This window comes from Undibacterium sp. YM2, from assembly GCF_009937975.1.
GTDB lineage: Bacteria > Pseudomonadota > Gammaproteobacteria > Burkholderiales > Burkholderiaceae_D > Undibacterium.
In genome coordinates, this window is the sequence record NZ_AP018441.1 from 3,969,812 (window position 1) to 3,993,516 (window position 23,705).

At 51.3% G+C, this 23,705-nt stretch carries 17 protein-coding genes and 1 other RNA gene; 8 read left to right on the plus strand and 10 right to left on the minus strand.

Annotation, left to right across the window (positions count from 1 at the left end; genetic code table 11):
• Nucleotides 1-26 precede the first annotated feature (26 nt).
• Nucleotides 27-704 (plus strand): HAD family hydrolase, encoded by a 678-nt coding sequence (locus tag UNDYM_RS17880; protein WP_162042239.1) that lies wholly within the window; start codon nucleotides 27-29, stop codon nucleotides 702-704.
• Between the two features lie 44 nt (nucleotides 705-748).
• Nucleotides 749-1,108: a transfer-messenger RNA gene (gene ssrA, locus UNDYM_RS17885) on the plus strand.
• Between the two features lie 689 nt (nucleotides 1,109-1,797).
• On the opposite strand, the gene UNDYM_RS17890 is transcribed toward ssrA, so the two are convergent.
• Together UNDYM_RS17890 and UNDYM_RS17895 are read right to left on the minus strand one after the other, a co-directional pair.
• The gene (locus UNDYM_RS17890) at nucleotides 1,798-1,971 is read right to left on the minus strand and encodes a hypothetical protein (RefSeq protein ID WP_162042240.1); all 174 of its coding nucleotides are present in this window, start codon (nucleotides 1,969-1,971) and stop codon (nucleotides 1,798-1,800) included.
• A gap of 18 nt (nucleotides 1,972-1,989) precedes the next feature.
• A complete protein-coding gene (locus tag UNDYM_RS17895) occupies nucleotides 1,990-2,217 on the minus strand; it encodes a hypothetical protein (RefSeq protein ID WP_162042241.1) in 228 nt (75 codons plus the stop codon).
• Between the two features lie 399 nt (nucleotides 2,218-2,616).
• Between UNDYM_RS17895 and UNDYM_RS17900 the strand changes: the two genes are divergently transcribed.
• Nucleotides 2,617-3,225, plus strand: a complete 609-nt coding sequence (locus UNDYM_RS17900) for a hypothetical protein (RefSeq protein WP_162042242.1) — start codon at nucleotides 2,617-2,619, stop codon at nucleotides 3,223-3,225.
• Between the two features lie 94 nt (nucleotides 3,226-3,319).
• On the opposite strand, the gene UNDYM_RS17905 is transcribed toward UNDYM_RS17900, so the two are convergent.
• Both UNDYM_RS17905 and UNDYM_RS17910 read right to left on the minus strand, forming a co-directional pair.
• On the minus strand, nucleotides 3,320-3,979 hold the full coding sequence (locus UNDYM_RS17905; protein ID WP_162042243.1) for a glutathione S-transferase family protein: 660 nt from the start codon (nucleotides 3,977-3,979) through the stop codon (nucleotides 3,320-3,322).
• 409 nt (nucleotides 3,980-4,388) lie between these two features.
• Nucleotides 4,389-5,021 carry a hypothetical protein gene (locus tag UNDYM_RS17910; RefSeq protein ID WP_162042244.1) on the minus strand — a complete coding sequence of 211 codons (633 nt, stop codon included), beginning with the start codon at nucleotides 5,019-5,021 and terminating at the stop codon, nucleotides 4,389-4,391.
• 579 nt (nucleotides 5,022-5,600) lie between these two features.
• Here UNDYM_RS17910 and UNDYM_RS17915 point away from each other — a divergent pair.
• On the plus strand, nucleotides 5,601-7,634 hold the full coding sequence (locus tag UNDYM_RS17915; RefSeq protein WP_197740919.1) for a di-heme-cytochrome C peroxidase: 2,034 nt from the start codon (nucleotides 5,601-5,603) through the stop codon (nucleotides 7,632-7,634).
• A gap of 15 nt (nucleotides 7,635-7,649) precedes the next feature.
• Here the strand turns inward: UNDYM_RS17915 and UNDYM_RS17920 are convergent, their stop codons facing one another.
• The 4 genes from UNDYM_RS17920 to UNDYM_RS17935 form a co-directional block, all read right to left on the minus strand.
• The gene (locus UNDYM_RS17920; protein WP_162044687.1) at nucleotides 7,650-8,654 is read right to left on the minus strand and encodes a substrate-binding domain-containing protein; all 1,005 of its coding nucleotides are present in this window, start codon (nucleotides 8,652-8,654) and stop codon (nucleotides 7,650-7,652) included.
• Nucleotides 8,655-8,740: 86 nt separating this feature from the next.
• The gene (locus UNDYM_RS17925) at nucleotides 8,741-9,997 is read right to left on the minus strand and encodes a sugar MFS transporter (RefSeq protein WP_162042245.1); all 1,257 of its coding nucleotides are present in this window, start codon (nucleotides 9,995-9,997) and stop codon (nucleotides 8,741-8,743) included.
• Between the two features lie 80 nt (nucleotides 9,998-10,077).
• The gene (gene pgmB / locus UNDYM_RS17930) at nucleotides 10,078-10,731 is read right to left on the minus strand and encodes a beta-phosphoglucomutase (RefSeq protein WP_162042246.1); all 654 of its coding nucleotides are present in this window, start codon (nucleotides 10,729-10,731) and stop codon (nucleotides 10,078-10,080) included.
• The gene (locus tag UNDYM_RS17935) at nucleotides 10,724-13,117 is read right to left on the minus strand and encodes a glycoside hydrolase family 65 protein (RefSeq protein WP_162042247.1); all 2,394 of its coding nucleotides are present in this window, start codon (nucleotides 13,115-13,117) and stop codon (nucleotides 10,724-10,726) included. Before UNDYM_RS17935 ends, pgmB begins: the two co-directional genes overlap by 8 nt.
• 709 nt (nucleotides 13,118-13,826) lie before the next feature.
• Here UNDYM_RS17935 and UNDYM_RS17940 point away from each other — a divergent pair.
• The 4 genes from UNDYM_RS17940 (at nucleotide 13,827) to UNDYM_RS17955 (ending at nucleotide 20,820) form a co-directional block, all read left to right on the plus strand.
• Complete coding sequence (locus UNDYM_RS17940) at nucleotides 13,827-15,629, plus strand: IucA/IucC family siderophore biosynthesis protein (protein WP_162042248.1); 1,803 nt, start codon at nucleotides 13,827-13,829, stop codon at nucleotides 15,627-15,629.
• Complete coding sequence (locus tag UNDYM_RS17945; RefSeq protein WP_162042249.1) at nucleotides 15,629-16,774, plus strand: MFS transporter; 1,146 nt, start codon at nucleotides 15,629-15,631, stop codon at nucleotides 16,772-16,774. Before UNDYM_RS17940 ends, UNDYM_RS17945 begins: the two co-directional genes overlap by 1 nt.
• Nucleotides 16,771-18,693 carry an IucA/IucC family siderophore biosynthesis protein gene (locus UNDYM_RS17950; protein WP_162042250.1) on the plus strand — a complete coding sequence of 641 codons (1,923 nt, stop codon included), beginning with the start codon at nucleotides 16,771-16,773 and terminating at the stop codon, nucleotides 18,691-18,693. Before UNDYM_RS17945 ends, UNDYM_RS17950 begins: the two co-directional genes overlap by 4 nt.
• A 63-nt stretch (nucleotides 18,694-18,756) precedes the next feature.
• The gene (locus tag UNDYM_RS17955; RefSeq protein ID WP_232063538.1) at nucleotides 18,757-20,820 is read left to right on the plus strand and encodes a TonB-dependent siderophore receptor; all 2,064 of its coding nucleotides are present in this window, start codon (nucleotides 18,757-18,759) and stop codon (nucleotides 20,818-20,820) included.
• Nucleotides 20,821-20,883: 63 nt separating this feature from the next.
• Here UNDYM_RS17955 and UNDYM_RS17960 read toward each other — a convergent pair whose 3' ends face one another.
• Nucleotides 20,884-22,041 carry a PepSY domain-containing protein gene (locus tag UNDYM_RS17960; protein ID WP_162042251.1) on the minus strand — a complete coding sequence of 386 codons (1,158 nt, stop codon included), beginning with the start codon at nucleotides 22,039-22,041 and terminating at the stop codon, nucleotides 20,884-20,886.
• A 219-nt stretch (nucleotides 22,042-22,260) separates the two neighbouring features.
• Complete coding sequence (locus UNDYM_RS17965; protein ID WP_232063539.1) at nucleotides 22,261-23,271, minus strand: LacI family DNA-binding transcriptional regulator; 1,011 nt, start codon at nucleotides 23,269-23,271, stop codon at nucleotides 22,261-22,263.
• Nucleotides 23,272-23,705: the final 434 nt, after the last annotated feature.

Consider the following 23,705-nt stretch of genomic DNA (forward strand, 5'->3'; position numbering starts at 1 on the left):
TGAAGGCGTGTTCTTGATTTTTTATTATGCAAACTCCACAAGCAATTCTGTTTGACCTTGATGGCACCCTCGCAGACACCGCCCCCGACCTCGCAGCCGCCGTCAATGTCATGCGGGAAAACAGGCAACTGGCACCCGTTCATTATCAAAGTTTGCGCCCACATGCATCCGCTGGCGCACGCGGTTTGCTGGGCGCGGGCTTTGGCATCACGCCAGAACACCCTGACTACGAAGCCATGCGCGTTGAATTTTTGAACCAGTATGAATCCGCCATTGCTGTGCACAGCAAACTGTTCAAGCAAGTGCCTGATCTGCTGCGCGGTCTCGATGTCATGGGCGTATCCTGGGGCATAGTCACCAACAAGGCCATGCGCTTTACCCGCCCGCTGATCCCGCTGCTGGATTTGCAGGAAGCGCGCTGCGTGATTTCTGGCGACACCACCCCGCATGCCAAACCCCACCCTGCCCCCTTACTCGAAGCGGCAAGGCAACTGGGCATACGCTCAGAAAACTGCTGGTACGTAGGCGACGACCTGCGCGACATACAAGCTGCCGAAGCAGCAGGTATGACCAGCATCGCCGCCGCCTGGGGTTATTGCGGCGCGACCGAACCCAAACACTGGAAAGCCGACGCCATCATCGACAGCCCGCTGGAACTGCTGGAACTGGTACGCGGCAAACATTTACAGGCCGTAGGCTCTTGAATCTATCGCGCCAGACCACATATAGGATATACTATCAATGCTTAGGGGTCGACCAGGTTTCGACAGGGGTTGCAAAGCAGCGCAGGGCATACCGAGGCCAGACTACCTCGTAAATACAATCTGAACTATATAACTGCAAACGATAACTCGTACGCATTAGCCGCTTAATACCGGCTAACCTTACACCACTTCGTCCATAGGGTGGGCTGGCAACAGCAGTAAGGACATTCATATGGAATCGTCTTGAGCCGGGTTACTTGACTCTCGATTAAATAATAGGTAACTCGTCCTGCCGCAGCGTGTGCGTCCGCGTCGTCAGGATTAAATCAAATGGCAGCACTAAGTATGTAGAACTGTCTGTAGAGTGCTTCTGGACGCGGGTTCGATTCCCGCCGACTCCACCAAAAATGCAAAACCACCCAGCTTCATCGGGTGGTTTTTTATTTTTGTTGATTTGGTGGGGATCTAACCCGCGGGACGCGGGGCGAACAGGGGTTTCGAGCTGCATGCAGCGAGCCTGTGAGCGACATATCGCTTGCAAGCGATATGGCTGGCCAGGATGGCCGATTCCCGCCGACTCCACCAGAATACAAAGCCATCCAATTTATTGGGTGGCTTTTTTATTTTGATGATCTGCGTGAATTGAACCCGCGGGACGCGGGGCGAGTGGGGGTTTCGAGCCGCATGCGGCGAGCCCACGAGCGACATGGCGCATGCAAGCGCCATGGCTGGCCAGGGTGGCCGATTTCCGCCGCCTCCACTACATTACTGCAAATGCATTACCAAGTTTGCCTAAATCCCGCCCTTCCTCATAGAAGAGTGGTTTTTTTGCCCAAAGTCACCCATTGTTAACCATCCATAGCAATGCTGATATGCAGTAACTATCGCGGCAACCCGCAAAATCTTCATTTACTGCAAGCTAGTTACTGCATTACGGTTACTGCATGAGAATATCTATTAAATTGAACCATAATCCGCATCGGTGATGAGTAATCGCCCGCCAGGTTGAATACGTGTGAATGTTAGGACTTATATTTGTTTCTTAAGAGACCTGGCCCGGCGCACCTGCTACAAAACGAGGTACACCAAAGTATCAATATGGCTTTTTTTCAGGATGTTCTAAGTAGTAAATCTTTTCTTTAAGTTGGTCTATTTGCGCTTGTTGTTTATCGATAAAAGTCGAGAGTCTATGCATAGCATAGTAAGTCATGATAAAACCCCAAATGATTTTCCACGAGTAAATAGATACTCCAAAGTATTCATCCATGCTGACTCCTAATAAGCGCTAATTTTTTAAACTTTCATCATGATCAAGTAACTTATCATGATGCTTTTCAACGATTGAAGATAATTCCTGAAGTTCAGCCACTTGACGTTTTAATCGCAATATTTCATAGCTATTGTTGTTAAGTTCATTCGATATGTTTGAGAAAATTTTCAACCCAATCAAAGAAACGATAATTAAAAACCAGTGGTTTAATATCCAGTAAAGGCAATCGTTAATGTATTGCATTTAAATAACCTTTTTGAAATTTGCTAAATATTTACGCTACTGCAAATAATAGATTAACTAAAAAAATACAGTTAAATATTATGGATGATGTGATGTAGTTATCAATTCTGGATATATCACGGGTCTGGTTTATACCGCGTTAAACTTTCTATCTTTATTTTTCTTTACTGAGAGTCTGACTCAGCTCATCATTTTGACTGGGATATGCTGCTTTATTGGAGCATTGAGTTATGGTGTAAAAAAGAGAGATCGCTGGGCAGCTCTGACACCTTTTCTTGCCCCTATCATAGTTACGGTCCTGTCATCCTGCATTGCGACGAGTAAACAGAACCAGTATTTGCCTGGTGATTCAAACCCGATCACAAAGTCATAGCGAATGAATCCCGAATACACTTATCTATGACCACAGAACTCAAATTTTATCTCGCCACTTGGATCAGCTACTGCATCCTGTGCATCTGGCTATACATGTCTGACCGCACCTCCTTTCCTCTGCAAGCGTACAAAGCATTTTTATACGTGCCCTGGAAGCTGATTACTTTCAGCATCGCTGCAATTGGGATTACTGTCGTCGCACCTTACACAGCTGACCCGACCTGGGATTATTTTGATGCGGCCATGATGTCTGCACTCACATTCTTGACTGCACCTTGGGCGACGGGAATGCTCTACCTGGGAATAAGAGGCAAAGCCAGGTTCAAGCACGTGCTGGTCGCAATTGGGGTTTGGATGTTCTCGGCAAGCTGGTGTTATGACTTGTATCTGTTGATCAGGGATGGCCATTACCCGATTACCTGGGAGGCAAATATCTATGCATCCTCGGTGCTTTATTTTAGCGCGGGCTTGCTATGGAATCTGGAATATAGAGCTGGCCGGGGCGTGACATTTTCTTTTCTTGAACCGGGATTTCCAGTCCGCCCACAGCAAACAGGTTTTGCCAGGATCGCCTTGTTTGGCCTGCCTTTCATGATATTGGCTATCTGTTGCATAGGATATTTTCTTATCTAAAGACAAGAAAAATCACACGCAACAAAATTCACAACTTCATCCAGCTTACAGACCTTCAAGCGTTCAGGAAAATCAATCCCTGATTCAACTTACCCTAATCCCTGTCCGGCGCCCCAAGCGGGAATAACTGCCGATAAGGCCGCGCCTCTTCCACTGCCCTCGCGAATGATGGGCGGGCCAGCAAACGGCTGCGGTAGGCGCGTAGTCTTGGATATTTTTCTGCGATTTGCTGGGTCCAGTCTGCATAGAAGAGTGAAGGCGCTGCAGCGCAGTCTGCCAGCGTGAAATTTTCGCCGCTGGCCCAAGCATCGCCTTTGCTGTGGTTTTCCAGCCATGCATAGGCGAGGTCGAGTTTGCTGGCGGCGTGGGCCAGTCCTTCCTGTCTTTTTATGGTATCGCCTGTCAGTGCTGCGCCAACCGCATGCTGGACCGGGGTCATGACGTGCAGGTCGAAATAGCGGTCAAGAAAGCGCACGTCCAGTGCCTGCATGGGGTCTGCCGGCAGCAGGCGCACTGGCCCAGGGTGAACCAATTGCAGGTACTCAATGATGATACTGGTCTCGACAACATTGCGCTCACCGTCAACAAGCAAGGGGAATTTGCCCAGCGGCCAGCGTTGCAACCACTCTGCGGTGTAGGCGGGCGTATCTGGTCCTATGCAGCGGAATTCAAAAGGCGTGTCGTTCTCGTACAGAGCGATAAGCACTTTCTGGGTGTAGGACGAGAATGGATGACCGTATAGTGTGAGTGACATGAGCTACGCCTTGAAAAATGTGTGCATTGATGATGTTCGCGTTGTCCAGGAATTTATCTCGCATGGTAGTCTGCGTATGACCAAGACCACCTCGGCCATACGCCGCAAATACATGCCTGGCCCAATTCTGCGCGTCCACAGGTATTCAATCAAATACTTCAATCCAGCGGCAAGGTTCATTATTTGCCGACTATATTGAAAATGCAATCACTTGCAGAGTTGAAATGATCAGAAACCGGCTCGCTAAATAAGGCCCTGGGTGACAAATGAAATCAGGGCGACCATCTCTTGTTCGCGACGGCAATTCAATCTCAACAATAGGCCGTCCGTTTAAATTTCAGACACAAAAAACAATAAGCCACCTTACGGTGGCTCATTGTCTCAATACCGGACTTCGCTTCTATTGAGCTTAGCCACGCACATAGCGGCTATCAACTGCAAAGGCAGTCGTTGAACTGCCAATCGCCTGCACAAAAAACAGTTCGCCATTACGCAGCATGAAACCGCCCTGGGCGCTGCCAGATGAGATTTCTATGGTCTGGGTAATTGTCGTGTCCTTGAAAACAAATTTCCAGGTGGTCTTGCCATTGACTACGGAAGATGACACGGCGCTGCCAACGAAGTTGATCACAGCGCCGTTAGCAGTCGCATTGACCACATCTACTGAGGAAGCAACGGTTTCGCCTGTCAGCATTTTGACGGTGGCATTGGCTTCTGTCCTGATATGTTGCGCCACCACAACCGGCGAGGTGTAGGTGCCAGTTGCGACGATAGCTCCTGTGCAGTTGGCGTTTTCATAGAATTCAATTTTTTGTGACATCGACAGCGCGGAACCAGCGCTGGTCGCCGTAATCGTGGTCGTGTCGATCTCATGGTTCTGGCAACCCTGGTTCCAGACACCAACATATTTGCTCAAAGGGCCTGTGCTGGTATCAACAGGTGTCACCGTTGCAGGCGCACTGCCACCTGATCCGCCGCCACCGCAGGCTGCCAGCAGCATTGCAGTCATTACGCCCAAACCAGCTAATTTAATTTGTTTCATTTTGCATCACTCTTTAGTATAAAAATAGACCGTTCGCATTATGACAATTTTCATAGCAAATTCGGAAAATAATTGGCTTTTTATTTAGAACTCATTTCATAAATATGAATGAGATGCGTTTGCCTCATAACACGGACCGGTAACACGTTTGTGGTTGTTAATTGTGGAACTATTTTCAATAAATCCAATGTTGTCTGATACGTGTTATGAGGCAAACCCTTCGGGAACTGACGATTTGGGCGCATTGCTGTGTTGCGTCCTTTGCTAAGGCATGAGCCTTAGCTGCAGGCCACGCCTTGCACTGCATCCCAAATCGCCTTGTTCGCACTCATCCCTATTTATGAAATGAGTTCTAGTTGAATCAATGAAATTTTCTAAAGAGCAATCTTAATCACATTACAAAAACTGTATTTGATCTGGATGCAAGTTTGGCACGCGCAAGTAACGTTGTTAAAAATACACATCCATCGCAAGTTGTGCAGTGGCCTGTCGAAAAAGAATTAAAATATCAACATGATAAAAATACAATCATAAATCAAGCTCTGCGGATTTCGCGCATCTCTCCAATCAGGGAACATCATGAAACTTCCGAAAATAAAATTCAAAATATGGCATGGCTTCTTGCTGCTGATTTTGCTGTTCATCATCCCTCCCCTGATCATCACCTTGTCGCAGCGATGGGAAGTGTCTGACAGTGATCCTGATCGTGGTGCGATGACGGTCAAGCAGGATGTGTTTGGAGACAGCGCAAGCAAGATTGTGTATCTGGAGCAGAACTGGAAGCCTGAGCAGAGCCTGTGGTTTTATACAACCACACAGGGTTCGAATTTGCTGCCTTATGATTTTTTCCTGGTACTGGAACAAGCTGACAAGCCGGAGTTGTTCCGCAGCGATGAGAATATCAATCGCTACCGCTACCTGCCACAGAAAAAAACCTCGAGCAACCCTGATGCCTTGCCGGTGGGCTTTGTCAAAGATAATTACCTGAGCAAAAATTACATGGGCTTTACCTGTGCGGCTTGCCATACCGGGCAAATCAATTACAAGGGTACAGGCATGCGTATTGACGGTGGCCCGGCCAGTGCTGACATGGCTGGTTTCCTGAAAGGTCTGACGGACGCGATGATTTCTGTCAGAGACAAACCAGATGTGCAAAAACGTTTTGTGAAGGCTGTCATGGCGCTTGGTGCCTACAGCAGCGAAGCAGATGTCATTGCAGATATCAAGACGTATACCCTGCGCCTGACCAGCTACAACATCATCAACCATAGTCCTGTCGATTATGGCTATGCGCGACTGGATGCCTTTGGCCGCATCTACAACCGCACGCTTGAGCATTTGCTGAATCGTCAGCAGATAGAAGAAGTGCTGGGCAAGGTCTTGACTGAAGATGAAGTGCGTACGGCAATGGCAGGCATAGGGCCGGACATCAGCTCTGCCGACCGCGACAAGATCGTGGAAAGAGTAGCGACATCGGCCAAAAATATCGTCAAGCTCAGGCAGGAATTATTCATCAAGGCAGATGCACCTGTCAGTTACCCTTTCTTGTGGGATATCGCCCAACATGATTATGTGCAGTGGAATGGCCTGGGTGGCAATGGTGGCCTGGGCCCACTGGGCCGCAATACAGGTGAAGTCATCGGCGTGTTTGGTTCACTGGACTGGCATGAGGGCAAGCGATTCTCTATCACTTCATTGCTGACTGGCCAGGGCTGGACCAAGAAGGTGGTTGAGTATGACAGCTCTATCAATACCCAGAACCTGCGCCGCATAGAAAACCAGTTGACTGAATTGCAGTCACCCAAATGGCCGCAAGACATTCTGGGCAAGCTGGACCAGACCCGCATCAAGCGCGGTGAAAAGCTGTTTGCCAATTATTGTGTCAGTTGCCATGCAGAGATAGACCGCAGCTCGCCACAACGCCGTGTCGTGGCACATATGTCGAAGCTGGAAGAAGTGGGCACCGACCCGACCATGGCCGATAACAGCATCAAGTACGAAGGTTATTCAGGTATCTTGCGCAATCAGTACGTGGGCGCGGGTGTCGGTGATGTGCTGCTGGATAAAAAAGCCCCTATCGCCGCCCTGCTGACCAAGGCAACGCTGGGTGTGGTAACGACACCAGATGCGGACAAGGGCTTCATACGCCGCTGGTCTGAATGGTTGCACAATATTTTCCAGGCTTTGTTCAGCAATGAAATCAAGGATTCAAACAAGCATGGTAATTACAATCCTGATACCACGATGACGCCCTACTCTTCGCTGCAGGCGTACAAGGGACGCTCACTGAATGGCATCTGGGCGACCGGGCCTTATCTGCATAATGGTTCTGTGCCTACCCTGTATGATTTGCTGTTACCTGCCTGTCAGGCCGAGCAAAAGGATGCAGAATGCAGACCTGAGAAGTTCATAGTGGGTTCACGCGAATTTGATGCAGAAAAAGTCGGCATGAAGAGCACAGGCTATGAAGGTTTTGTCTTTGACACCCGGCTCAATGGCAACCGTAATACAGGTCATGACTATGGCAACAAACCAGCAAAAGGGCCAGGCGACTTGCCTATGTTGACGAAGGAGCAAAGACTGGATTTGCTGGAGTATTTGAAGGATCAGTGATGATCTTCACTGCATTTAAAGTGGGCCGGTGGTTGATCCCGCGATCAACACCGGCTGCCACAAGACCTGCAAATCTGCCGCGGGTGTGCCATTCATCAGCGCAAGCAGCATTTCACTCATCTTGACGCCTGCGGCGCGTGGATCAGGCTGGTCTATGGTGGTGACCTGGTCGCCGACCAGGGTGTCTTCCATATTGCCCCAGACGATGACGGAGATATCACGGCCTATGGCGATGCCTGCGTCCATCAAGGCGCGCATGGCACCGACGCCGGAGAGATGGTTATCGACGATGATGGCGCTGGGCCTGGGTGTGCAGTTCAATAGCTGCTGCACTGCCAGGTAGCCACTACGTCTGTCGAGGGCATCCTGTATCAGGTAGCGGGTATCAATATCCAAACCTGCACCGCTCATGGCTTCGACAAAGCTGGTGCGCCTTTGCCTGGCGAAGTTCAGTTCCAGCGGTGCGCTGATGAGGCTGATGCGCTGGTGGCCAAGTTCCAGCAAATGCTGCACAGCCAGCCGTATGCCGTTTGCATTGTCATAGTCAAACCAGGCATAGGGTTTGTCGGTCTGGGTACGGCCATGGGCTATAAAGGGAAAGCCCTGCCTGGACAAATAAGCGATGCGTGGGTCTTGCACCATGGTGCGGCTGACAATGAGACCATCGACACGGCGGCCTTTGACCATTTGTTCATACGAGGGCAACTCATTACCGGGCGAGACAGGCGCGATCATGAGGTTCATCTTGCGCGCTTCCAGCGCTTCGGCCATGCCGCCAACGACGCCCAGGAACATGGGGTCGCCCAGGTCAGACGGCAGCAAGGGGTAGATCAGGCCAAATACATTGGTGCGGCCCACGGCCAGGCTGCGCGCCATGGGGTTGGCTTCATAACCGTGCTGCTCTGCTGCTGCCAATACTTTTTTGCGCGTCTGCTCACCGACCTCAGGGTAGCCGTTCAAGGCACGGCTGACCGTGGTCTTGGACATACCCAGGCTGGCAGCAAGCTCCTTTAAAGTAATCGACATAGGGCAAATGGTAATGATGGATTAAGTTGGAAATAAGCTGGGATTATATACTTGTGCAGGCGCACTCGGTTCGTCCATGATTAGTCCAATCGCTCAATCGCACGCTTGAAGAAAAACAGGGTCAGCAAGATGACACTCAAGGGCAACAGAGACAGATAAAACGCCGTTTGCCCATTCATCGCACCAAACACATAACCAGTAATCATGGAACCGCTGGTACCACCCAAAGCAGAAAACAAGACCAGCAAACCCGTCATGGCGGCATGCTGGTTAGTCGGCAAAGAGCTCAGCATGACGGAATTAATGCCAGGATAAATCGGCGCCATGAACAAGCCTATCAAAGGAAAGATGAAGGCAGCCAACGGTGCATTGCTCCAGCGCAGATCAGGGTTGGCGACGATGTTATGCGTCAATGGCAGCGTCAGCAAGACCAGCGCCGCCATGCTGATCAGGCAGATGTTCAATACCAGATACCAGTTAAGCTTGCGCATGACAGCACCAGCCCCCAGCCTGCCTATCGCCAGGCAAGCCGCAAAAATGCTGGTGGCTTGTACGCTCATATCTACCGGCATCTTGAGGATTTCATTATTGAAAGTCGGCAGCCAGGTGCCTATGCCCTGCTCCAGCAGTACGTATAAAAACGCCGAGATGATATAAACACAGACGAGGGGACGCGCCATCAGTTTAAGCATATCGGCAAAATCGGTAAGCAGGCTGCTTTGACTGACTGTCAGCTTTGCTTCAAATTCGGTGAAGCTGGTGGTCGCCACCAGCAAGAAAGTCATGGCGCACAAGGCTGCCAGCAACCAATACACATGCAGCCAGACTGGCGAGGCGGGATCGTTGGCATCGATGAAATAGCCAAATATCCAGTAACCACTTAGCACGCCCACCATGAAAAAGCCTTCCAGCGTATTCATCAGGCTCGCATGTTGTTTGCGGTCTGCACTGACCAGGCCTATGGTCGCATAGACGGATACCTTGATGAGTGCAAAGGCAACACCCACACTGAGGAACAGCAGCTTGGTCATCAAGAATCCTGGCAGCAAGGGCATGGCTGCCGTGCTGACAGTAACGATCGCCATGCCTGTCAACATCGCATATTTATAACCCAGTCGCGGCAGGAAAGATGCTACGCAAAACGAGACTATGCTGATGGGAATATCCTTGAAAGCCTCCAGCACACTGGCAGCGGATTTGCTGACGCCATAAGTCTTGATGACTTGCAGTATCACCGTGCCCACGCTGTTGAGCAGGATGGCGAATACAAAATACAACAGGAATAGCGCAAAAATAATGCGCCGCCTGCTGGCAGCGTGCTGAGCCTGATTGGTCATGTTGTCTCCTGCCTTTTTTATTTTTACTGCTTATTTTTTATGTTTTGTTTTTATTGCTACTGCTTTTACTTTTGCGGCTGTTACTTCAAATAATCCTGCAAACTGAATTGATGCAAACCTGCGATGACAACATCAGCCTCGGTCAATACTGCCGGACTACCTATGCCTAGCGCAAACATGTTCGCAGATTTGATGGCGCGTATGCCTGCGATGGAATCTTCGATTCCAAAACACTCGTCAGAAGTCAAACCCAGCCCTGCTGCCGCGGTCAGGAAAATTTCAGGATCAGGCTTGCTGTTCTTTATTTTTGCAGCATCGACGACGACATCAAACTGATCTGCGATACCCAGTCTCTCAATGACCGCCTGGGCATTTTTACTGACCGATGCCAAAGCTGTTTTTAAACCTGCCGCGCGTATCTGTTGCAAAGACTCAGCCGCGCCAGGCAATAAATCAGCGGGGCTCAACTGCGCAATCAGGTTTTGATAATGCAGGTTTTTTTGATTTGCCAGCGCCAGTTTATCTGCATCGCTAAAGTCTTTGCCGGATGCTGCCAGGATCAGGTTCAGCGAACCCATTCTATCGACACCTTTTAATTGCTCATTGAAGGCTTCATCAAAACTGGCACCTACACTTTCAGCCAGTTTTTTCCAGGCCAGATAGTGGTAATGTGCAGTGTCTGTCAGCACGCCATCCAGATCAAAAATCACACCACGATAATCGTATTTACGCATGAGCCAGCTCCGGTTGATGCAAAGGTACGCGGCATGTGGCTTGTTGCTCAGTGACTTGCAGGCTTTGCCCTCTGTGCTGGAATTGCAATGCCGTGCCGCGCATGAGACGGTATTCGACATGGGTTTGGTTCACGGTGACTTCCAGTAATTGCCCGTGGAAATGCACGCGGAACTGGTAGTCTTGCCATTGCTTAGGCAAGACCGGCGCAAAGCTCAGTTGCCCCTGGTTGATGCGCATGCCTGCAAAGCCATAGGCAATACCTAGCCAGGTGCCGCCCATGGCGGCAGTGTGCACACCATAATGGGTATTGCCATGGGTATTGTCCAGGTCCAGCCTGGCGGTTTGCATGAAGTAGTCATAAGCCTTGTCCTGATAACCGACTTCTGCGGCGATGATGCTGAAGATGCAGGTGGACAGGGATGAGTCATGGGTCGTGACCTTCTCATAAAAATCAAAGTCACGGCGCTTGTCATCGAGGCTGAACTGATCGCTGAGCAAGAGCAAGGCCAGCACCACATCTGCCTGCTTGCATACCTGATGGCGATAAATAACCAGCGGGTGGTAATTCAACAGCAGGGGATAATTTTCTTTGGGTGTATTGGCAAAATCCCAGACTTTTTTATTGAGAAAGCTGTCGTCCTGCTCATGAATGCCGCGCTCTTTGTTGTAGGGCAAAGCCATCAGATCAGCGGCGCGTTGCCATGCATTTGCTTCATCTGCTTGCAGATGAATTTTTGCTGCAAGTTCAGTAAATTTTTCTAGGTGTTCAGCCTGCAGTTGCCTGACGATATCAGCCGCAAAACGCAAATGCATTTGCGCCATCGCATTGGTGTAATAATTGTTGTTGACTTGCGCCGTGTATTCGTCAGGGCCGGTCACTTCATTAATGCAAAATGAATCCGTGTCATGACCAGGCAAGCGGGTGAAATGGCCCAGGCCCATCCACAGGCGAGCAGTTTCCAGCACAATTTCTGCGCCTTGCGTGAGCAAGAAATCCTTGTCTGCCGTTGCGTCCATATACAGCTTGATGGAATAGGCAATGTCAGCATTGATATGGTATTGCGCTGTTCCTGCGGGGAAGTAGGCTGAGCATTCTTCACCATCGATAGTCCGCCACGGGTAGAGTGCGCCGCTGGCATGTGACATCTGACGCGCACGCTCTCTCGCTTGTGGCAGGTATTGATAACGGTATTCGAGCAGCTTTCTGGCGATCTCTGGCTTGTTGTAGAGGAAGAAGGGGAAGATATAAATTTCTGTATCCCAGAAATAATGCCCTTCATAACCTTCACCTGTCAGGCCCTTGGCAGCAATATTGGTCTTGCCATCACGCCCTACTGATTGCAGCAGGTGGAACATATTGAAACGTATGCCCTGCTGCAAGGCAGCGTCACCGCTGATACGCACATCGGCTTGTGCCCAGAAGTCAGCCAGATAAGCTTGCTGGCTTGCGGCCAATTGTGCGAAACCTTGTTCACACACCTTGCCCAATGTTTGTTGACTGAGCGAGAGCAAAGACGCTACCGGATAATCGCGGGATGAAAAATAGCTGCAAAATTTATCCAGCTTTATTGCCTGTCCTTGTACTGCCTGGATGGTGAATTGCTGTTCCAGCTTGTCATCAAACTGCTGCAAGCTGCTGGTGTAAGCACTCTCAGTTTGCAAATGATTTTGCATGGCAGTCGCCAGGCTCAGGCCGCTATTGTGGGTGCGGTGCAGGAAGGCTGAGAGATCATTTTCCTGCTTCACTTCAAGTTTGTGCAACACAGGGCCACTGATGGCAGAGCCTACGCGCGGATCATCACCCGCCGTAATATTTTTTACTGCAGCATCGATGCCAGAAACCAGTTTGATCTCGCCAGAAAAATTTAAAGGCGTGACTTCGTACGACATCGCATACACATGCTTGTTGTCAAAACTGACCAGTCGCTGGCTATGCAGGCGTATGCTGCGGCCCAGTGCAGATGTCCATTGCAAGGTGCGGGTCAGCAAACCGGTACGAAAATCCAGATGCCGCTGGTAGCTATCTACCCTGCCTTGCTGCAAATCGAAAGTCTCATCTTCCAGCATCAAAGTCAGGCATTTGGCATTTGGCACATTCAGCATGAATTGATTGGTGCGCGCCAGGCCATAGGCATTTTCTGGATACTGTATGGCTTCGGATTCATAAAAGCCATTGAGGTAACTGCCGTTCAGTGAGTCTGCCGCTGTCCTTTGATTGCCTTCTTCTGCCGTGCCGCGCAAGCCTATGTAGCCATTTCCCAGGGCGAACAGGGTTTCGCTAAGCAGGTGATGCCCGTCATCGAGCTGATTTTCTGTAATCCCCCAGCCTTCCAGCGGAAATTGATGTTGCAAGGCATCGCTTGTTTGCACGGTGTCGTCCTTCATTTTTATTCTTGATCTTGAATATTGCGATTAATTTTGATGGGTTTAATATTAATGAATTTATTCAAACCGGTTTGAAATCTAAATTAATTCTATTTAAACCGGTTTTAAAAGTCAACAAACTAAATTTATATTTTTAAAGCAAGACTAGCCCGGGTTTAAAAGATGCCTTGGAGACAGCTACCCGCAGGGGTTTATCCAGCGATCAGTTTATCGGTGCAAAATAGGGACATGTAAAGCAAGCTGCCCTATGTTACGGTGAGCAAAACCGGCGTCGCTCCCAACAAATTGCCCCTAAGGTTTCTAGGTTATTTATTAAATAACTCGCAAATGACAACGATTCTCATTTATAATGATTTCACTTTAGCAATTTCACACCCTCTGAAGCGCCAGCCCCCAGCTACACACGTACGCCAGCATCCCTACGTGGGCAAGTGAAAAAACCATGCGTTATATTCGCGGGGAAATCATGTCCATCGTTATTTCACATTCGTATCCATTACTGCATCCATCGTCGTACCCATCGTCATATCGATTGCCGCACTCATCCGTCGTCACCCCTGTCTGGAAAAATACTCTCATGACGCAGCACTACGACAGCCCCGGCTAAGCGTCAGCCCATAAGCGCTTTTCATTTCACATCTTGCAGCAAGCTGTGATTGCCCCGGCAATCGCAAGGGATTTGCTCACCCTCATTTTTTGGAAAAACAATATGGACAGCAACAATCAAATTCCGGCGACTGGCAATAAGTCATTTTATGCAGCAGCGGCCGAACGCACGCTACGCCAGTTCATCGACGCATTCTGGTTTGAAGGTGCCCTGGATGGGCATCTGGAACGACAGGCTGATGGCAAGGCTGATTTGTATTTACGCGGTAGCAATGAGCAGGGCCAGGCGATTGAATACCGGATAGCTGCACATCCGGCCAACAGCTTTGGGCGCAACCGTTTGCACGGCCCAGTATGTGAAGTCAGCAGTGGGATGAGCACCACTGATATTGCCACCGTTGCAGGCAATTTGCTGAGGTCACACGCGGCGCAGAATGGCCCGCGTTTCATCAATGAATTAATTCATACTGCGGCCAAACAGGCATGCTCTTTGCAAGCCAGGGCACTGGTAGCAAAAGGCCATGCCGCACTTGACTTGCCATATGCCTGGCAGGAAGCGCAATTGGGTGACGGCCATCTGTACCATCCTTGCTATCGTTCGCGCATAGGTTTTAATCTGGCGGACCATCAGCGTTATGGACCAGAATTTGCGCAAACTTTTGGCCTGGCCTGGCTGGCACTCGATAAACGACTGGCTGATATTCATAGCTTGCCTAGTGGTGACTACACACAATTTTTGCAAACGGAAATCGGTGCAGCAGAAGTGCTGCGTTTGCAGCAAGCAATCACTCTATCAGGCCAGGACGCAGACAATTATCATTTGCTGCCTTCTCATCCCTGGCACTGGCAACAGAACCTGCAAATCCAGTACGCCGACTGGCTGGCAGATGGCCGCCTGCTCTACCTTGGCATGGGTGAAGCGGTATGGCTGGCACAGCAATCGATACGTTCACTGACATCTCTTGCCAGCCATAACAATCACAACCTCAAGCTGCCGCTCGCCATCGCCAATAGCTCGGCAGACCGCATCCTGTCTGATCACCATGTTCACAATGCACCACTGATATCGCAATGGCTGGAAAGTTTGTGTAGTGCAGATAATTTTTTACAGCAGCACTGCAGGCTGGCTGTTCTGGCAGAACCCATGGGTATCACTCTTACACCTGCGGCATCACGCCAGGACAGATATGGCTTGCTCGGCGCGATCTGGCGGCAGTCGCCAACATCCATACTCAGGCAAGGCGAGCAGATATTTCCCTGCACGGCCTTGGCTACGCTCGATGATCAGCAACAACTGAATATTTCGATCTGGTTGCAACAATATGGCACTGAAACCTGGGTCAAGGCGCTAATGCACGCCATGCTGCCTCCGTTTATTCATCTGATGCTGGCGCATGGTGTTTTACTCGAAGCGCACGCACAAAATACCCTGCTCATCGTCAGGGATGGCTTGCCTGCCGGTGTAGCCATTCGTGACTTGCCCGGTGGCCTGCACTATATCGCGGGGCAAACCACCGGAGAAGCGCACTTGCAGCATTTACGCCAGGCGCCGCCACACCGCAATGCAGCCAATGCCAGCAACGGTTTTGCCATGCACACGACAGACGAAGCCAGGGATTACCTGCTTGAAGTGCTCTTGTTTATCCACCTGTCTGAACTGGCTCACAGGCTGGCGCTGCATCATGGTTTTGAGGAAAGCCGTTTCTGGCAACTCGCTGCGCAAACCGTGCTTGATTATCAGGCGCAAGTGCCGCAATTGTCTGCACGCTGCCAGCAATTCAATTTGTTTGTACCTGAACTGCAAATGGAAAAACTGGCGAGCAGGCGTCTTTCTGCCGCCAGTGCGCAAGCCTTTCATACTGTCCCTAATCCCCTGCATCAATTTGTGCAGTCTCAGGGCGCGTGATGCGGCAAACCATTTTCATCACGGTACTGGGGCATTTTGGTGCGGCCTTTGCTGCACTGTGCATGCCACCATTTTATGCGCATATACTGCAGCAGAACTTTTCCAGTCAGGCCCTGGTCATGGCTGGCTGGTACTTTACCCTGCCAACTCTGGCGGCAGCGATTTCCAATCCCTTATGGGGCAAGCTGGCTGACCGCATAGGCATACGTGCTTCGCTGATACGTGCACACTGGGGCCTGTGCCTGAGCTTCATCATCACAGGTATGGCACGCACGCCCTGGGAATTTGCCTTTGGCCTGACTTTGCAAGGTTTGCTGGGTGGCACCTTTGCGGCATCAAATGCTTTTCTGGCTTCCTTCCTGCCAGGCAAGCGCCTCGCTACATTGCTGAGTGTCATGCAAGGCTCGGCCCGTACCGCGCTGTTCGCAGGACCTGCCATCATAGGCCTGTTCAGCGACGGCCAAAATCTGCTGCATATCTTTTTTTATCTGGCCATATTCCCTGGTCTGGCGGGGTTGATACTCTATCTGTTGCCAGCAAAAACCAGTATCCCTGCCGCGCATACCGTAACAGACAACACTGGCACAGCACCTGCCGAGGCTGGCGCACTGAGTGCCAGCAGTCTGTACCGCTACCAGGCGCTATTCACCATAGGTACGGTACTGACCTATCCGTATTTTGTCATTGACCTGGCACAACGCCTGAATATGTCTGCGGCCTGGGCCGGTGCCCTGTTTGGCTTGCCACATGCACTGTTTCTGGTGCTGGCCTGGCCTATCGGCCGCCATGTCAATTTTTCCAATGCGCAGACTGCACTGGCGCGTTTCTCTGCGCTGACCTGCGCTGGATTGCTATTGCAGGTGCTGGCCAATAATCTGCCCCTATTGGCGACGGGCCGGATACTCATGGGCGCAGGGATGACCGGCGCTTATCTGGCCATCAATGCCCTGGCAGCATCAACGACCAGAAAAGCCAGTGCCGGCCAGCATTTTGGCAAACTGGAAGGCGCCAATAAATGGGGCGCTGTCATGGCAGGAATTCTCGCAAGCGGTCTGGCTACTTCTATGAGTTATACCGCTCCCATCTGGTTGGCTTGTGCGCTGTTGGCCAGCCTCTCCATTTTTATAGAAAGTAAACGCTTATGAACGCTAGCTTACCGCGGTTCGCCTGGAACCATGCGCATGACACTCTGCCCTTACTCCATCTGCCGTCTTTGCCACGTGCTTTACCACATCCCAGGCAGGCAGCCAACAATGCTGTCCCTGTCGAGGCCAGCGAATACGCCCAGTTACAACATGCCCGCGTCCTGCTGAACTGCTATGCGCGCGAAGTCGCCATGCAGGAACATAAGCTGGCCGTCCGCTCCATCGCCCACACCAGGATGGCACCTGCAGCACTGCGCCAGTATCAGGGCCAGGTGCTGGACATACAGTTACCGCGCATGCAAAGCCGTTTTTGCGTGGGGGTACAACATGTCTCAGTCACCGGCAATTATGATTACATCACCGACATCTATCTGCAAGACCATCAACAGACCTGGTCAGTAGCCAGTTGGCGCGACATTGCCCAGCTCATTGTCGCTGACCTGTCGCTGCGCGAAGGCACTGAGTTTAATGCCGACCTGCTACAACAAATCGAGGAAAGCATCGCTACCATGCAGCATCTGCTGGAAGCGCAGCAAGGCAAATTACGTTCTCTCCACACAGACTCAGCTTTACAGCAATACATACGCAGTGAACAGCATTTGCTGACGGGCCATCCTTTCCACCCTACACCCAAGAGCCGTTCAGGCTGGACAAAAGAAGAAGAAAAAAACTATTCACCAGAACATGGCGCAAGGCTGCAATTACGCTATTTCCAGATCCCGCGCAGCTGGATCATCAGCGACAGCCTGGATGGGCAAGACTTGTCCAGTAGTTTGCAACAACTAACTGGGCATGATCTGCAAGCCGATAGCGAGCACATCATCGTACCCTTGCACCCCTGGCAAGCTGACTGGCTCGTGCAGCAGCCCCGCATTCAAGCCGCCATGGCTGCTGGTGAAATATGCGACCTGGGTTGTAGTGGCAAGCAGTTTTATCCTACTGCATCCATACGCACCATGCTGGCTGAAGATGGCAGTGCTTTTTTGAAACTGTCGCTGAACCTGCGCATCACCAATTGCATACGCAATAATGCGCGGCACGAACTGGCTGCCGCATTGACTGCAAGCCGCCTGTACCGACCGATGAAGGCAGACATGCAGGCATTGTTCCCGCATTTTCATGCACTGGAAGAACAGGCTTACCTGAGTGTAGCCTTCCCGGAAGATCAGCAACAGAGTGACAGGCAACATAAGGAAATCGAAGACGGCTTTGGACTGGTCTTGCGCGAAGGTCTGGCAAGCCATCTGGCGCAAGGCATCACCCCCATGATATGCGCGGCCTTGTTTGGTAACGGCCAGGCAGGTCGCCTGCAGGTGGCTGCATTGATAGAACGATTTTCCCACAGGCATAGTCTGTCCCTGCGCCAGGGCATGCTCCTGTGGTTCAGCCGTTATGCCGAGCTGGCAATTTATCCCGTGTTCTACCTGTTGTTTGAAAAAGGCATCGCCTTTGAGCCACATATGCAAAACAGCATTGTCGGGCTCGCAGAAGATGGCACTCCAGTGCATTTCATTGTCCGTGATCTGGAGCTGACCAGGCTGACACCCAAGGCCCACGAACTGATCAAGGCCATGCAACTCGATGAGCATACCCGCAAAGAAATCTGCTGCAGCGACGAAGCGGGCTGGACACGCATAGGCTATTGCCTGCTGGTCAATAATATCTGTGAAGTCATCGCCACGCTAGCGAATGGTAATCACGAACTTTATCTCGAATTATGGGCTTGCCTGCGCAATACCCTGCAAAGTTATCTTGCCAACTTCCCCAACCCGGAGGCAGCGCGTCGCATACAGGGCTTGCTGTCCGGCGAGCCCCTGCCCGTCAAGGGTAATTTGCTGATCCGTTTTTTAAAGCAGGCTGACCGCAAGGCAGCCTATCTGCCGCTATATCACCCACTGGGCGTAGTCAATGAAGCTTAGCGATTCGTGACGTGGTCACCACTCTGCACCCGTTTTTTTCAACTCCAAAATGATGTATTAATTATGCACGTAAAACCTTTTTCACTGATACTCCCGGCCTTGCTAGGTCAGGCTTATAGCCATGCAGTGATGGCGCAAAGCACGACACAAAATGACTTGCCGTTAATTGAAGTCAAGGCTCAGTCCAGGCCAGCAGCTACCCGGGTAAGCGGTGCCAGCAAAACCAATGGCATTTTGCTGGAAACCCCGCAATCAATATCCGTCGTCAATAATGAAGACTTGCGCGACCGTGCCGTCAACAGTAGCAAGGACGCACTGGCCTATACGCCCGGCATTATCGCCGGGCAAGGCGAAGGCCGCCGTGATGAATTTTATATACGTGGATTTTACTCCCCACGTGAAATCCTGCTCGATGGCATGCGTGACGACAGCCTGTATTTCCGCGATCTTGCCACCACGGACAAACTCGAAGTCATCAAGGGTGCCACGGCAGCTTTATATGGACGTGGCGCAGCCGGAGGCCTGATCAACCGCATTACCAAAAAACCGCAGGCCAAACAGGACAATGAAATTTCACTGGCGCTGGGTTCGAACAGCCAGCGCAGGCTCAGTGTCGATGCAGGTGGTGCACTGAGCAATGAGCTCAACGCGCGCCTGATTGCTGCCTATGACGCGGGTGACAGTTACCGGAATATTGTTGATCACAAGCGCACACTGCTGGCACCATCGCTGTCTTGGAATATCAGCCCGCAAACCAGCTTGCTGCTGCAGACTGAAATACAGCGCGAAGACCACACGCCTGACCGTGGCATACCATCGGTGAATGGACGTGCAGTGGCAGTTGATGCCAGTACTTTTTATGGTGAAAAATTTGACTTCACCAAAACCAATAGTGATCTCTTTAAAGCCAGGCTGGAACACAAGTTCAATCAGCAACTTAGTCTGGTCAACAACCTGCAATACAGCCAGACTGATCTTGATGGCGTGAACACGCGCAACCGGCGCGTGAACGCTGACAATACCGTGTCACGCCAGATTACCTATTTTCCCATACAGCAAAAGAACCTGGTTAACCAGACTGAACTGACTTACGCCATCGGTAACCACCTGTTGCTGGCTGGCCTGGAATTATCCCAGCAAAAGCGCGATTCCCTGGTCAGGCAAACCGGCACGGCTTACCCTGTGGATTTATACCGCCCCCAGCAATTGCTGGCCGCTCCTGACTTCAGGGCTTTGCCTGTGTCCATAGACAGCCGCTTCAATGCCGACACCACTGCCCTGTACCTGCAGGATCAGATTGCCTTGACGAATGAATGGGACATACTGCTCGGTGGCCGCTTTGACCGGTTCAAGCAAAAGCAAACCAACAGGCTGCTCAACAATGTCGTCAGTGAACGTACCGATAATCTGTTCTCACCACGCTTGGGGCTGGTATATAAAATCACGCCGCAACAGTCTGCCTATGCCACGATCAGTCGCTCTCATCAGCCTGCCGGTGGTGACTTGCTTTACACCGGTAGCAATCCGCTAAATCAAGTCAAGCCCCTGAGGACTGACCTGCAGGAAATCGGCTTGAAGCAAGAGTGGCTGGATAAACGCCTGTACACCAGCATCGCCTTGTTCAGGGTGGAGCAAAGCAATCAATTGACTGCTGATCCAACTGACCTGACAGGTTTGCGTCAGTTGCAAATTGGCCGTCAGCGCAACCAGGGGCTGGAGCTTGAACTGCAGGGACAACTGTTCAGCGCTACCCAGGTCAATGCGAGCTATACCTATAACGATGCAAAAATCGTCGCATCTAATGATATACGCATAGGTAACCGCGCAGAAATGACACCGACGCACAATGCCAGCCTGTGGTTAAAGCAAAGTTTCAGCAAGAACTGGAGTGCTGGTGCAGGCATCATTGCCCATAGCGAGCAGTATGCACTGACTGATAATACGGTACGTCTGCCGGGTTACGCCCGGGTCGATCTGGCACTGACTTATATGCAGGCCCGTTATGACATTACCCTGAAACTCAATAACCTCGGCAATACCCGCTATATGGAGTCAGCCAACAATAATGTGCAGATACAGCCTGGCGCACCTTTCAATGCCTATCTGGTGTTGAATACACGGTTCTAAACACAGGGGCCTGAGCCCCCCGCCAAGGCACGACTAGCCGGATGCATCGCGCATCCGGTTTTTTTATTTGTTCTTGCGCTTGCGCCACATGCGCCAGCCCGTCAGCATCAAAACCAGCGGCACCAGACCAAAGCATGAAATGAATATCCGGCCCGAAATGCCAAAGGCGATGCCGCTATGCAGAGGAAACAGCGATGCCAGAAAGCGGTCGCCAGCCTGCCCCTGTAGCGGATCGGAAACCCTGATGATGCGGCCACTGCCGGCATCTACACTGACCCTGCTGGCACCATCGCCGCTATGCATTTCCTGGGGCTGGCGCAAACGGATTTCATACACGGCAGCAGAAGCCGATGGCAAACCCAGGCGCGAAATTCTGGCATGTGGGAATACGCCTTGTGCTATCAGCATGGCTTGTACAGCATTGATGTGCTGACCGGTAAACACATGCGCATCCCCCTGCTTGCGTGCCTCTGTGACTGGCAATACTTTGCCTATGACGGGCAATATCCATTGCGGCTGGTTGAAGTAGGCACCAGAAAATCCCAGTAGCAAGAGCACAGGCAAGGCAAAAAATCCCAGCATGCGGTGCAGGCGAAAATTGATGGCAGCCGGAGTTGCCGCCAGATTGACTGTCAGTGACTGTCGCAAGGCTTTCCAGTTCGGCCTGGGCAGCCATAAAAACAGGCCAATAAGCGACATCAGCACGAGCATGATGCCACTGACTGCGATCACTATCTTGCCAGTCTCACCCAGTAAAACATAGCGGTGCAAGTGATACAAGCTTGGTATCAGCAAACTCCCTGAGATGCCGTATTGCCCCCAGTTGCGTTCACCTTTCACTTCCAGCGTGTGCGGATCAAGCATCACCTGGCGTGACCAGTCCTGGCTAAACGCGGACTTGCCGGTAGCTGCTCGGGCGGGATACCAGGCGGTAATGACATCTGCCGTAGTGGCAGGCAGCATCAATTGCCTGGGCTTACCATAAGCGGGATTGGCTGTCAGGCTATCCAGCGCAGCCTGCACCATTTCTGGCTTGATGGGTTCAGCAGTGCGAGTTTGATGTGCCGTGCTGAACAGCCCAGGATTGAGTGCGTGATCAAGCTCATGCATCCAGCAGATGATGCTGCCAGTGAGCCCCAATAGCACGAATACACTGCCAAACGTGAGCGCCAGCCACAAATGCAAACGCAGCAATACCGTGTGCACTGACTTAGGCAACATAAGCAGTCCTGAAATAGCGACGATTTGAGATCGTGTGAAACTGGGAATTGCAGATAAACATCGTGAATATCCAGACTGAGAAAAAATGGCTGGCTATTCTTGGAGAATCAGGAAAATGCTGGCTGTAGTGGGGTGCTGCCACTATCTTATCTAAAACAGCCACCCAGATCAATGACAGTGACGGGCTAACAGCCGCGAGGCGGCTAAACGCCATCACATTCAAGTCTGCCTGACCACCAGCATGGTCTGCAAGACCTCGGACTCGACCGGCTCTTCGTTGATGAGACCAAGGATTTTTTTGGCGAGCAGGATGCCGCCGTCGCGCAGGTATTGGTGTACGCTGGTCAGTGCCGGGATAAAGCTGGCAGCACCTGGGGTATCGTCGTAGCCAATGACCGATACCTGGCCGGGCACGCTCATATCTGCTTCGGTAATTGCCCGTATCGCGCCCATGGCCAGCAAGTCGCTGGCGGCGAAGACGGCATCGAAGGCTTTGTCTTTTTTATCCAGGTAGGCAGACATGCAGTCAAACCCAGCTTCAAAGGTAAACGCTTTGGGGCGCAGGATAGTGACTGCGTGCTGCTGCTCACCCAGCGCCTCCATGAAACCGGCGCAACGTTCCTGCACTTCGGCATGGTCAATGTCACCGATGAACAAGAGTTTGCGCCGCCCTTGCTGGATAAAACGCTCAGCCACGCTGGCACCGCCCTTGCGATTATCGCTACCAACGACGATGCCGGGCTGGTTGGCATCTGGCGCACCCCAGATGACCAGTGGCAGGCCGGAACGTTGCAAGCGATGCACAGCCTCCCCATGTGAGCCCTGTCCCAGCAAGATCATGCCATCAGCCCCTTGTACAGGTGGCGTGTCGATGAGTTGCATGGAAGTCAGCACCACGCTATACCCGGCAGTCGTCAACTCCTGCGTGATGCCACCCAATAATTCCAGCGGGTAAGGGTCAGACATGGGCCTGTCATTGGCAGGCGTCATCTCCACCACCACGGCGACAGAATGGCTGCGGCCCAGGCGCAAATTGCGGGCGCTGACGTTGAAGCGGTAGCCCTGCTCTTCTGCAATCTTGCGGATTTTTTCGCGCGTCTCTACCGTCACCAGCGGGCTGTTACGCAAGGCACGCGACACCGTAATGGTCGAAACCCCGGCAATGGCTGCCAGGTGTTCCATCGTTACCCCGGATTCGGGATTAGGTGTACTGCGTTTTTTTGCCGACATGCAAAGACCTTATGAACAATTGCCAGGTGTAGAAATTTCGGGTGCAGTGATTTCAGCTTCGGGCAAACTCAGCACTATGTCTGGCTTAGCCCCTTTTGAAACTGATTAACTGATTATTTCCCGCGCATTATGACAGAGCTTGTTTGGCTGCGATATATCCCCCCTATATCCCCCCTTCGACGCTGCACAAAGTGAACACCCTCCTTGTCTATGGCTGCCGCACAACACAGGGGCAAATCTGGCAAAAACACGTCAGAAATTTTGTGGCTCTCATGCCAGCATCTGCGCAGGAAAGTTAGGCAACGTTTCATTTCTCAGTGGAAATTTTTGTATTTTTAATCAACAAATCCATCTGTGTCGAATAAATGACATCGATAACATTTCAATTGACATCGATAACATTTATTGTTTCAATGAGCTTGTTTTTACATCTC

What these genes read in the sequence shown, in the direction of transcription:
- UNDYM_RS17880 (WP_162042239.1), top strand. Translation starts at nt 27, where the DNA reads ATGCAAACTCCACAAGCAATTCTGTTTGACCTTGATGGCACCCTCGCA.
- UNDYM_RS17890 (WP_162042240.1), bottom strand. Translation starts at nt 1,971, where the DNA reads ATGGATGAATACTTTGGAGTATCTATTTACTCGTGGAAAATCATTTGG.
- UNDYM_RS17895 (WP_162042241.1), bottom strand. Translation starts at nt 2,217, where the DNA reads ATGCAATACATTAACGATTGCCTTTACTGGATATTAAACCACTGGTTT.
- UNDYM_RS17900 (WP_162042242.1), top strand. Translation starts at nt 2,617, where the DNA reads ATGACCACAGAACTCAAATTTTATCTCGCCACTTGGATCAGCTACTGC.
- UNDYM_RS17905 (WP_162042243.1), bottom strand. Translation starts at nt 3,979, where the DNA reads ATGTCACTCACACTATACGGTCATCCATTCTCGTCCTACACCCAGAAA.
- UNDYM_RS17910 (WP_162042244.1), bottom strand. Translation starts at nt 5,021, where the DNA reads ATGAAACAAATTAAATTAGCTGGTTTGGGCGTAATGACTGCAATGCTG.
- UNDYM_RS17915 (WP_197740919.1), top strand. Translation starts at nt 5,601, where the DNA reads ATGAAACTTCCGAAAATAAAATTCAAAATATGGCATGGCTTCTTGCTG.
- UNDYM_RS17925 (WP_162042245.1), bottom strand. Translation starts at nt 9,997, where the DNA reads ATGACCAATCAGGCTCAGCACGCTGCCAGCAGGCGGCGCATTATTTTT.
- pgmB (WP_162042246.1), bottom strand. Translation starts at nt 10,731, where the DNA reads ATGCGTAAATACGATTATCGTGGTGTGATTTTTGATCTGGATGGCGTG.
- UNDYM_RS17935 (WP_162042247.1), bottom strand. Translation starts at nt 13,117, where the DNA reads ATGAAGGACGACACCGTGCAAACAAGCGATGCCTTGCAACATCAATTT.
- UNDYM_RS17940 (WP_162042248.1), top strand. Translation starts at nt 13,827, where the DNA reads ATGGACAGCAACAATCAAATTCCGGCGACTGGCAATAAGTCATTTTAT.
- UNDYM_RS17945 (WP_162042249.1), top strand. Translation starts at nt 15,629, where the DNA reads ATGCGGCAAACCATTTTCATCACGGTACTGGGGCATTTTGGTGCGGCC.
- UNDYM_RS17950 (WP_162042250.1), top strand. Translation starts at nt 16,771, where the DNA reads ATGAACGCTAGCTTACCGCGGTTCGCCTGGAACCATGCGCATGACACT.
- UNDYM_RS17955 (WP_232063538.1), top strand. Translation starts at nt 18,757, where the DNA reads ATGCACGTAAAACCTTTTTCACTGATACTCCCGGCCTTGCTAGGTCAG.
- UNDYM_RS17960 (WP_162042251.1), bottom strand. Translation starts at nt 22,041, where the DNA reads ATGTTGCCTAAGTCAGTGCACACGGTATTGCTGCGTTTGCATTTGTGG.
- UNDYM_RS17965 (WP_232063539.1), bottom strand. Translation starts at nt 23,271, where the DNA reads ATGTCGGCAAAAAAACGCAGTACACCTAATCCCGAATCCGGGGTAACG.